Genomic DNA, 11,102 nt, shown 5'->3' with positions numbered 1-11,102 from the left:
GTTGATTACTACAACTTTGGACGGCAACAACAAAAGCACCCGTTTTTATAGCTATGAAAAACCTATATCAAACTGTCATTTTACTGTTTACAAGTCTTTATTGCTTTTCGCAAACCACTTACGAAGCCGAAATTCTTCAGTTTCAAAAAGACTTAAATGCTGAATATAAAAATCCGGAAGAGTCGCCCTTAACTCCGCAAGAGCAAAAAGAATTTAAAGGACATAGCTTCTATCCTATTGATTCGACTTATAGGGTTGTGGCACAATTTCACAAAATAGAAGATCCGGAAGAGATTCAATTTCCAACCTCATCGGGCGCGATCAAAACCTATGACACCTATGCCCTTGCTACTTTTGAACTGAAAGGGAATACCTATCATTTACCCATATATCAAAGTCACGCGCTCCGTAAAATGGAGGAGTACAAAGACTATCTCTTTTTACCCTTTACTGATTACACCAGCGGTGTGGAAACCTACGGCGCCGGGCGCTACATAGATCTTAGAATCCCCGAAGGCAATACGATTGTAATCGATTTCAACAAAGCATATAATCCCTTTTGTGCGTATAGTCCTAATTATTCGTGTCCCATTCCGCCGGAAGCCAATGATCTAAAACTAGAAGTAAAAGCAGGAATACGAGGGCCAGAAGGGCATTAGCTTACAATTCTTTAACCAAAACTACATTTAGGTAATACATTTTTTCAATACGATCTGGCGTAAGCAGGTATTGATTTTTCATTGTAATATCTACCGTTTTCCAGGTGTTCGCTACCGGGAAGATTTTCAGCTCTTCGTGCGTTCCTACCAGACTTAAGGGCAAATCAAAACCTTCAATACAGTTGACATAGCGGTATTTGATCTGGTTATTTTCAGCATCTACAAAAAGTTCTAAAGTTGGTACTTCCGTAGTAGTCAGATACTGCTCAAAAACTTTAGAATAATCAAAGCCGGCTTTACGCGAAATATACTCCTGTACCTCACTGCCATCAACAGTTTTGTTGTGAAAAGTCTGATTCAACCCGGCCAAAATGTTTCTAAATAATTGATCGTTATTGATGCTGTGCCGAATGCTGTGTAGCATATTTCCGCCTTTGGGGTACATATCACCACTTCCCTGAGCGTTCACGCCATACGCCGGAATAATAGGCGTTTTATTGCCGATCCCTTGGCGAATACCATAATTATATGCATTGGCAGCTTCGGGACCGTAGTTGTAATCTATAAACAGGGTCTCGCTATAATTGGTAAAGCTTTCGTGAACATACATATCTGCGAGGTCGTTTGTGGTGATGTTGTTGCCAAACCACTCGTGACCGCTTTCGTGAATGATGATAAAATCCCAAGTCAAGCCCAATCCGGTGCCTGAGCCGTCACGACCGCGATAGCCGCCGGCATAATGATTTCCGTAAGAAACCGCTGATTGATGTTCCATACCGGTATTGTCTACTTCTATCAGTTTGTAACCATCCTCATAAAACGGATACGGCCCAAACCAATACTCAAATGCATTCAGCATATTATGCACTTCCTTAGGCATATACTCTTTGGCTTTTTCCAGGTTATATTCCAGTACCCAATAATTGAGATCAAGATCGCCTTTTACACCCGGATACACCTCTTTAAAATTCTCGTAATGCCCAATATATGGAATGATCGTATAATTACTTATCGGGTTTTCAACGCCCCATTTATAACTCGTGGTACCATCTTGATGTTTGGTTTTATCGAGTAAACGACCGTTAGCCACGGCGGTCAACGCATCAGGTACACGCATCGTTAACGAAGCGCCACGATCGGGTTCGTCGCTTTGATGATCTTTATTGGGATACCAGATAGAAGCCCCCAAACCTTGACAGGTGACGGTCATCAATGGTCGGTCTTTTGCATCTTTTGAAAACGACCAGCCGCCATCCCAAGGAGGTCGTACCGCTACGTGCGGATTTCCACTGAAAAAAATCTTTACGGTATGCTCAGAATCTAATTCCTGCGGAAGCGTATTGACCCAATACACATTGCCTTCTCTTTTAAAATGCAGTTCGGTTGCATCGTCAAAAAGAATGCGATCGATCACCAGCGGTTCCTGTAAATCGATCTGCATCACATCAGGATGTTTTTCCTGAACCACTTTATAAGTAATTTGATTTGCCCCGGAAGTAAACTGCTTGTCATAATCGGGTTGCACCTCAATATCGTAGCGCATCACATCCCACCACGCCCGTTGTGGAGTAATGCTTCCGCGTAAACTATCGGCTCTTGTAAATTCTTGTGCAGCAACAGAAAGACTCAATATAAGTCCCAAGATTGTCGGCAAAATGACTTTTCTGTTCAATGTTTAATGTTTTAGGGTAAGTGTGATCGGTTTTGCTTGAAGCGGAATTTTATATGCACCGCGCACCTTCTCATAATCTAGTGTATATTCCTCCGGAAGGTTTATATAGGCAAACGGAGTAATTTCGGTTTTAGGCGCTAGTGTAAGTTGAACCTCTTTCGTTTTCTTATCAAAGGTAATTTGCTGAACCGCTCCAGCATCTAAAGTGATCCACAAAGCTAAAGGCTGAACAAACACAGCATTTTTGGCAGCGGTCGTTAATTGCATCGTAATCGAATTCTTTTCTTCAGTAAGATTTCCGCCGAAGGCCAAATAGCCCAATTCTGCATCTTCAACCAAATACGCCGAAGAATTGATCGCGTAGCCATAGAAATTAGAACCATAATCGCCCGACAGGTAATCGATCTCCAGCGTTGAAGGCCAACTGTGAAAAGCTGCCGCTCCAAAACCATCTTCCGTTATATTAGAAACCGCACCCAGCAAGCCGCCGTAGCCAACTTTTAACAAATGTAAATCCTCAGGATTTTCCCGATAATTGTCCAAAACAGGAATTGCGTTAAGTCCGGAACCGTAATGATGAATCTGCCGTTCTACACGCGATAGTTTACCACCATAAAGAAAATCCCAATAACGGCGGGCATTTCCATTATAAGCCCAGTGCGGCATTGTAGGCATATAGGCTAAAATTGCGCTCAAAGTCACCGCTGCTTTGGCGTCATATCCAAAATAATCAGACCACATATATACCTCTTCCTGACCGGTAGAATCCCACGGCATCTCGCTACCAAAAGGATACGCCAGCGACTCCCAATGGTCGGCACGTTTTTTCATTTCGGCTTCAAGTTTGGTAGCTTCTTCTGTGAGTTGCTCGCGTTTTAAATCCTCGAGTACGTGCAGAAAAATACTTCCTTCCATCTGACCAAACTGCGCATAATAGGGTGCCTGAGTAGTCATCGCAAGTGTGGTTTGGTACGCTTGCTCCAGATACCATTTCCAGTCTTTTTGCGTGACCAGATTATCGTGATAGCGTGACAAGCGGTAGAGCGTCCAATACGCAGCAACCACGTGCGGATAGTTGTACGATCTGCCGGGGTCCGCTGCTCCTTCTTTATTCCAGGCCGCCCAGGTATTCCAATTTATCGTGTCGTTATACGTGCCTGCCGGAAATTCTTCCGGTTCATAATACAACACACTTTTACGCACGCCGTATTTATGTTCGCCTTCAGCATTTTGTAACACGCCCCAAACGGTTTGATTTACAAAATCTTCCAGTTTTGAGACCTGTTCCTGATCGGGCTGAAGGTATTGTTTCATCATTCCGCCTAACCAGCTTCCGGCGCCACCTTCATCGCTCAAACCGGCGATCCAAACCCTTCCGTCTTGCGTTACCTGACGCTTATTCTGATAATCATATGAAATCAAAGAAGGTGCTCTGTTGAACGGATCTTCATCGTCATCAAACCACTGTTTGTCAAAAAGGAAATTCCCAAAATCGGCTACCAGTTCACTTTCCGGCTTAATAACTTTATAATTGATGCTTTGCGTTTTTCCATTCGTATACTTGATTTCAACTCGGGCTCTTCCCCACTGATTTCCCGTAACAGTGTACACATCATAAGTATTCTTAGCTGCATCTTTCTCAACCGAAAGCGCACCTTCAGGAGTCACTTTAATACTGCTTACGTCAGAATTGTACTTTAAAAATAATTTTCCTTGTACATCCTGCGGAAGCACATATCCCGGAACACCAACAGCCACCGGCATATCTTTTTCCGTCAGTTGTTGCTGTACTTTTTTGATTTCCGGAGCGAGTGTTAATCGTATAGAAAATGTTTTGAGTTCGCCTGGTTTTAAGAAACTTGACGTTGGCGTATTCCATTGCTCTACGCCTTCCCATTCTTCTAAAGCATAAGCCTTGCTAGTGGCCATCCACTCGTGAAAACCTTCAAACACAATACTGCGGGGCGAAGGATCGTCAAGCAACGGGCGATAGGCTTCAAATGGCATATTATTCTCAGGAAGAACAAGTAAAGTTTTGCCTTTTCCGTCTAAGCGTTTTACTTCAAGATAGCCTGCATCGAGCCCGATATATGGATCAAAAAATACATTTTTAGCGTGCGCTTCTTCCAGCGAATTTCCTTCTAAAATATTATTGAAGATCATCGGGATCCCCAGCGCGCCCAACTCGATCGGTTGATCGGTTTTATTCTGAAAATCAAAAGCCAAAATCAAGTCGCCGTCGGCTTCCGCATAATACCGTGTAATACTAAGCGGAAGCTCTTCCGGCAACGTATTGGCTAAATTTGCAGCAGCCAAAGCGCCTTCTTTAGCTATCGCTTCCACAGGTTTTCTGGCAGTCGCGGTTGAGACCGTATTCCATTCATTTGAACCTTCTAGGCGGTATCTAAAATTGATATCTCCTAAATGGTAGAGTCCGTTGCCGGCTCTGATCTCCAAGCGGTCTCCGGGAGTAAAATCAAATTCAGGATCTGATTTTGGAGCCAAGGAAGCCACCGTTTGTGAAGCCTTGACCAACTTCAGTATAAATTGATCGGTTTCTAAGGTTTCAAAGCCCGATTCTAAGCCGAAAGTCGCTTCTCGCTCTTTCACCTTATCCCAATATTCCTGGGCTTGTACTCCGGCGGCAATGCCCATAAAAAGAAGGACAAAAAACCTTAATGCATTTTTATATGTGTTCATATACGCTGATTTCTAGTTTAGTTTGAATTTATAGATTCCTGCCGACTCCTTAGCGACCTGTAAGCTGTTATGCTCCAACTCAAAAGAAGTTTCTTCGAGGTAAATACTGTTTTTGTGCATCACATCATTATACACCATATCGTTGGCTCCTGTGATCACAAAAGCTTTTCCTTGCGCTGGAATGTTCTCTGTAATAAAGTCAAGCGCCAGTTGATACTCCTGATGCGTAGCATTGATAACCGAAAGCGTTAAATAGTTTCCATCTTCGGTTAGCGTCGCCGCGACATCTAAAGGCTCGGGAGCACCCGAAACCGCAACAGGAATTGTCCCAAATTCTTTTCGATACACTTTTAAAACCAATCCCGTTCCTTCAAGCCAGCTGTCGGTGGGTGTTGTTTTTATCGCTCCGATCACATTCACTGTTTGCGCATAATTGGCCATATAGTACATCTCAGACTGGCGTGAGAACTCATTCAATCCTGCAGCAATTCCTAAGGCATCACGCAAGAAATAACGCGTACCCAATAATCCAAACTCGTGCGGACCGTACCAATAATTCCATTCGTCAAGCGCAATTTTTATATTTCGATCTGCAATCTCCGGAATTTCCCGACGCGCCCGACGGTGCTCTTCTGCAATTGCTCTGATTGCATCCGGCATTTGTTTAACGTGCGTAAGCAAACCGCCTGCGTGCCAATCTTGACGGTAAAAATGCTCGCTGATGTAAGTCATGTTTTCAGCAGTATTTTGATACATCATATCATTCCATTCCCCGGGATAACCCACAGCGATAAGCTCTATATCTGGATCTACTGCCCACATGGCTTCGGCTACTTTATTGTGCTTTTTTACATACTCTTCGATTGGCATATGGCCTAATTGCCAGTCGCCAAACATCTCATTTCCTACCGCCCAAAGTTGAACATCATACGGCTCAGGATGACCATTTGCCGCTCGGCGTTTTCCCATAGGCGTAGTTGCAGCACCGTTAAAATATTCCACTTCATTTGCAGCCAATGCTGCATCACCTAAGCCGGTGTTCACAGCAATATTGGCTTCGGCATCTAGAATTTCGCAGAGTTGCATAAACTCGTGAATTCCCACATCGTTATATTCTAAACCATTCCAAGCGCGCTCATATCGGGTAGGGCGTGCATCGGGATTACCAATACCATCTTTCCAATCATAACCCGAGACAAAATTTCCACCGGGCCAGCGGTAAATTGGAGAATCTAATTCTTTCAACAAGGCGATCACATCCGGGCGAAAACCTTCAATATTATCTTCCGGCATTAAGGAAATTGCAGCGAGCGTGACCGTACCCTTTCCTTCAAAAGAGATCTCTAGACTTGCTATACTTGCTGAATTCTCCCCTGTATGCAATTCAAATTCTTTGGTAATAAATGCTTCCGATCCCGAAATACTGAAACCAACCGTATTTTTAGAATTGAGCGCCTCCAAACCAATACTGACCTCTTTAAAAGATCCTTTAGTTTTGTAAACAATTCGGCCTACATAATTCGTATTCGGTTTGACAGCGATTGAGTCTTGTTTCAAGAAAATTTGATTCTCATCCAATTTAAAAACAGGCAATGCCTGTTCTGAGAAGCCATTTTTTGGATCTAAAGTTATCGCTGTACTGTCTACTGAAACTTCCCAAGGCGAAGCTGAAGTACCGGGTTTATGATAAAATTTACGGTCGGTAAGCATTTCTGCCCAAAGTCCGCCGTATAGAGATTTTCCCATATGCTCAATAAACTGCCCGTAGATGTACGGCGACATCGGCTCTTTTTGCGCTTCCAGATCGATGCTCACTTTAGGCTCAAGGGTTTGCGACGAAAGTTCTTCAACCGTAATGTCTTTAAAATAGACGGTTCCGGAAGCAGGCGCATTTTTCCCTAATAGACATTCTATAATAAAACTGTCGTCTCCTTCTGTATTAAATGTCATTTCGACCGGTGTCCATGCTGTGGTTCCTGTGAATACTGTATCGGCTCTTGAAGAAAACTTACCTAAACCGAATCCCGCTCCGGCATTGGATTTTTCAGTCGAAATATCCTCTGTTTTTATAAATCCGCTAACCTTATATTGAGCATAGGGCTTTACGTTTACTTTCTTAAAAATACGTCCAGTTTGAAGGCTGTCGTGCGTGATCACTAACACTTTAGCATCGGTATCCTTAAGAATACTGTCTGAATAATTCGCTTGATTGCTCCAGTATTCTGTTTCCCATCCGGCATCTTTAAATGCAAGGTCTTTATCTGGCGATAAGAGCACCGTAGATGGTTGTTTTTCGGTTGGAGCGCAACCAGAAACCAACACAAACAGAATACTTATAAAATTGATTTTATATACAGCGTGAAGCGATTTAGTCGTGAAATTCATACCCGGAAGAAGTCTTATAATAACAGAAAAAAGGTCTGACTAAAATAAATGTAATTCATCAAGACCTTATTTGTTAAAGTTAGCGAAAGATAATAGCATATTAACTGAAATACAGTTTTTACTATACCGTTATAGTTAATCAAGTACTAATACTGATGAAATATCGCCCAAATAAAACGTTTTATGCATTTCAAGTAGCATCCAAATGTTAAAGTCTCTTTTTTATGATGAATAAGTAACCTATGTTGATACTATATTATCCCTAAACTTGACATGAATCATTTTTTAATGCCAATTTTATAGCAAGCACAAACAAATAGTCACCCTTACCCCTATGAAAGTTCTTCCTTTTAAAATACCCAAGCCCGGTAAAGAAGCGCTTGTTTACCAAGAAGATCACGAACTCAAATTTTACGACAAACTTCACGAGCACGAGGAGATCCAAATCAGTTATATCGCAAAAGGTTCGGGAAATTTAATTCTTGGCGATACGATTAATGATTATCGGGAAGGCGATATTCTGGTCATTGGCGAACACGTTCCGCACGTATTTAGAAGCGATGATAACGCGATCGATAAATCTGTTATGTACACGCTGTTTTTCACCAAGAATTCCTTCGGAAAAGAGTTTTTCAAGCTTACTGAAATGTCAGGAATCGATAGTTTTTTTGATGAAGCCGAATACGGAATGAAGATCGAAACGAATACCGAATCTCTCATCAGAAAATTTTCTAAGTTGAAACATCAAAGCCGTATTGAACGTCTGGCTTCATTTCTTCAAATTCTTGACCTGATTCAGCAGTCAGATAAAACTCCACTTTCATCCTTTGTTTACCATAAAAAATACACAGATATCGAAGGAAAACGTATGAGTGATGTATATCAATACACGCTTGATCATTTTCAAGAAAATATTACGCTTGACACCATCGCAGAAATCGCCAATATGACCAAAAATGCGTTCTGTCGTTACTTTAAGCGGCGTACCAATAAGACGTTTTTACAGTTTTTGATCGAATTGCGTATCGAGCACGCGTGCAAACTTTTGTACAAAGAAAAAGAGCTTTCTGTAGCCGCTATTTCTGAACTGTGCGGGTTTCAGAACATAGCCAATTTCAACCGAAAGTTTAAAGAATTAAAGCATACTACACCGTCACAATACCGCCTGCACGTAGCTTAAGTGATCTTGAGCAATAGATTAGGATCAGGGCAATTATTCTTATAAAAATCCAGGTTTTTATGCGTGGAAACTCCGGGATAATCGCCTTTAAACTCTTGCATATCCTTTATGATTTGAAAGTGCAAGTGCGGCCCGTAATCGCCATTTTCTTCTGAGGTTCCCAGATGCGCAAAGGTTTGACCCGCCGAGATCTTCTGTCCCTCGGTCAAAGCAGATAAGGAGGCCCTAGACAAGTGACCATACAGTGTATAAAAATGGAAATCTTCAAAACGGTGTTCTAAAACAATACACGGACCGTAATCTCCATAGTTTGTGTTGTCTTTAAAACTATGAACGGTACCTGCTACCGGCGCCAAAATCGCTGTTCCGGCAGGAATCCAGACATCTAATCCCAGATGGATATTGCGCTTTAGTTCGGGATCATCATTATTAAAATAAAGGCTTCGGTCATAAATACTACGCTTTTCTAGATAACCGCCATATGCGACACGCCCACCGGTTTTTGCAAGAAATGTATTGATATAAAGCTGAATAGCTTCCGAAGAACTTATATCTACTTCTTGAAGGATTTCGTTAGTCGTAGAAAGATCCAAAAATCGGTAATCTGAAGCCGCATATGCCGCATCTACCACCGGTGTAAATTGGGCAGTACATTGTGCGATTCGGTTTAAAAAAAGCCTGTGTTCCATCGCGCCAAAAATACAATTCTCTATGCAGTCTAAAACAAAAAAGTCCGTTCTGGCAGGAACGGACTTTTTACAACAATTAAACTAAAAAACTCAATTAAGGACGATATCACTATATTTAGATGAAATCGCTATAATACTGTCTGTATTTCTTGATTTATAGAAGCCGTTAACCATACTGCTGTTGTAGCCTTCCATAACTTTAGCCTCGATCTTTCTCGGATAATTTAGACGACTGCGCACACCATTAAAATTAAAATGGAAAGGTGTTTCCGGCAGGTTGAGTACTACATCGCTGTTCTCTACACTAATGTTTAAGGTTTTAAAATTCTTACCCAATTTTGGGATAGAAAGTTCGCCAAAGCTTCCCGTAATCACCGCAGCATCTTCAAGTTCGTTAATCACAATACTGCTTGCTCTAGAATCTACATTGATGCTTTTTGCTTTATCAATCACACAGTTCTTAATATAATTGGCGCGTAACGTACCGTAATCCCAAGTAGTCACATCAACGGGACTGTACGCAACGTTGATCAAGGTTTTTTCACCAGAAATGGTATTCGCCATAAAATCTCCGTGTGCGAGCGTTACTCGAGCATTGGTAGCCTCAGAGATCTTCACGTTACCGTGGCGAACGTTAAGGTCTAGCTGTGCCGCTTTAGGCATATGCACGATAATTTTACGAGAAAATGTGCCTTTAGGCTTTACTGCGATAGCAGCCCCGGAAGGAGTCCCCGAATAGCTATAGGTCATTTGCGTGCTCACATTTCCGTTAGCGTCTGTAGTAACGGTTTTTTTAAGACTTCCGCCTTGTGCTTCGGCCATTTGCTCTAATTTCTTTGCAAAGTCATTACTCCAGCTTTGCATCGCTTTTTCAACATTTTGCCCTAAAGCCGCCATATCACTCTCAATAGCACGGCCAAAGGTAGCTCCCAAAGCCTCACTAGAACCGCCCAGTTGTTTACCAAAACGTTCTCCCCAAGCCTTCATATCTGCACTAAACTCATCGCCCCAATCTTCAATAGCACTACGCCACTGATCTACTTGAGAAACACTTACATTGGTTCCGTATTTTTTATTCATCGCGGCAACGTAGGCTTTCTTATCGCGATTAAAAGCAGCGCTGTCAAAACTCATATCTTTTCCAAAAGGTGATTTTGGCATCCCAAGCAGACTGCTTCCGGCAAGACCTTGCCCTGCAGCAACTCGCTTTTTATTATTCTGCTCCCATTTTTTCATTACCACATCAAAATCTTCTCCCAGATTCTGCTCAATCTTGCGCTTATACTGCTCTAAATATTTAGCCCCGTCACGTTTATACGCCTGGTAGTCAAATGAAACAGCATTCATCCCCTTGTAGAATTCAGCAGGAATCTGCATAGATGCAAACTGCTGCAAAATGGGTGAAACATTAGGTTGCTGCATCACCGGCTGAATCATTTGCTGCATAGATGCAGTGATCAAGTCATTGATGCCACGTACTTGGGTATCGCCTAAAGCTATACTGGCCGTTGAAGGCGCACCACTGCTAATGATACGTACAGCTTTACTATTGCCCTGAACGTTGACTTGCCAGCCTTTAAGCAGCTGATTGATCTCTTCTTTACTTAAATCTTCAGACTCAATAACAGCTTCGACTTCGACTTCATTTTTATTCCAATCTTCAAAAACAATGTCTGCGTATTGTGACTCTGTAAGGATGGCCACGTTCGCATTAGTAGCAAAGCGCTCATTGAGCTTGCTGTTTGTAGTTTGTGCGTTTGCCTGCGGAATAAAAACCAAAACCGCCAACAGCTTCGCATAACACTTCATAGTCCTCA

Annotated in this window: 7 protein-coding genes; 2 read left to right on the top strand and 5 right to left on the bottom strand. The window is 42.2% G+C overall.

Annotation, left to right across the window (positions count from 1 at the left end):
• Positions 1-53: 53 nt before the first annotated feature.
• Positions 54-659, top strand: a complete 606-nt coding sequence (locus LDL79_RS13440; RefSeq protein WP_225598065.1) for a DUF1684 domain-containing protein — start codon at positions 54-56, stop codon at positions 657-659.
• A gap of 1 nt (position 660) precedes the next feature.
• Here LDL79_RS13440 and LDL79_RS13435 read toward each other — a convergent pair whose 3' ends face one another.
• From LDL79_RS13435 to LDL79_RS13425, 3 genes are read right to left on the bottom strand one after another with little or no spacing between them, the layout of a single operon-like run.
• A complete protein-coding gene (locus tag LDL79_RS13435) occupies positions 661-2,331 on the bottom strand; it encodes a M1 family metallopeptidase (protein ID WP_225598064.1) in 1,671 nt (556 codons plus the stop codon).
• Positions 2,332-2,334: 3 nt separating this feature from the next.
• Positions 2,335-5,031 carry a DUF5695 domain-containing protein gene (locus LDL79_RS13430; RefSeq protein WP_225598063.1) on the bottom strand — a complete coding sequence of 899 codons (2,697 nt, stop codon included), beginning with the start codon at positions 5,029-5,031 and terminating at the stop codon, positions 2,335-2,337.
• A 12-nt stretch (positions 5,032-5,043) separates the two neighbouring features.
• Entirely contained in the window at positions 5,044-7,416 is a 2,373-nt protein-coding gene (locus LDL79_RS13425) for an alpha-L-arabinofuranosidase C-terminal domain-containing protein (protein ID WP_225598062.1), read from the bottom strand.
• Positions 7,417-7,750: 334 nt separating this feature from the next.
• Here LDL79_RS13425 and LDL79_RS13420 point away from each other — a divergent pair, with 334 nt between their 5' ends.
• Positions 7,751-8,596, top strand: a complete 846-nt coding sequence (locus tag LDL79_RS13420) for an AraC family transcriptional regulator (RefSeq protein WP_225598061.1) — start codon at positions 7,751-7,753, stop codon at positions 8,594-8,596.
• On the opposite strand, the gene LDL79_RS13415 is transcribed toward LDL79_RS13420, so the two are convergent.
• Together LDL79_RS13415 and LDL79_RS13410 are read right to left on the bottom strand one after the other, a co-directional pair.
• The gene (locus LDL79_RS13415; protein WP_225598060.1) at positions 8,593-9,285 is read right to left on the bottom strand and encodes a peptidoglycan DD-metalloendopeptidase family protein; all 693 of its coding nucleotides are present in this window, start codon (positions 9,283-9,285) and stop codon (positions 8,593-8,595) included. The genes LDL79_RS13420 and LDL79_RS13415 overlap by 4 nt on opposite strands.
• Positions 9,286-9,375: 90 nt before the next feature.
• Positions 9,376-11,094 (bottom strand): hypothetical protein, encoded by a 1,719-nt coding sequence (locus tag LDL79_RS13410; protein WP_225598059.1) that lies wholly within the window; start codon positions 11,092-11,094, stop codon positions 9,376-9,378.
• Positions 11,095-11,102 lie beyond the last annotated feature (8 nt).

Source organism: Leeuwenhoekiella palythoae, assembly GCF_020310025.1.
GTDB lineage: Bacteria > Bacteroidota > Bacteroidia > Flavobacteriales > Flavobacteriaceae > Leeuwenhoekiella > Leeuwenhoekiella palythoae.
Note: the sequence above shows the minus strand (reverse complement) of the source record. Positions and strands in the feature narration are given on the sequence as shown.

Excerpts from the sequence above, each read along its gene's own strand:
- LDL79_RS13430 (WP_225598063.1), bottom strand. The coding sequence starts at position 5,031 with ATGAACACATATAAAAATGCATTAAGGTTTTTTGTCCTTCTTTTTATG.
- LDL79_RS13440 (WP_225598065.1), top strand. The coding sequence starts at position 54 with ATGAAAAACCTATATCAAACTGTCATTTTACTGTTTACAAGTCTTTAT.
- LDL79_RS13425 (WP_225598062.1), bottom strand. The coding sequence starts at position 7,416 with ATGAATTTCACGACTAAATCGCTTCACGCTGTATATAAAATCAATTTT.
- LDL79_RS13420 (WP_225598061.1), top strand. The coding sequence starts at position 7,751 with ATGAAAGTTCTTCCTTTTAAAATACCCAAGCCCGGTAAAGAAGCGCTT.
- LDL79_RS13410 (WP_225598059.1), bottom strand. The coding sequence starts at position 11,094 with ATGAAGTGTTATGCGAAGCTGTTGGCGGTTTTGGTTTTTATTCCGCAG.
- LDL79_RS13415 (WP_225598060.1), bottom strand. The coding sequence starts at position 9,285 with ATGGAACACAGGCTTTTTTTAAACCGAATCGCACAATGTACTGCCCAA.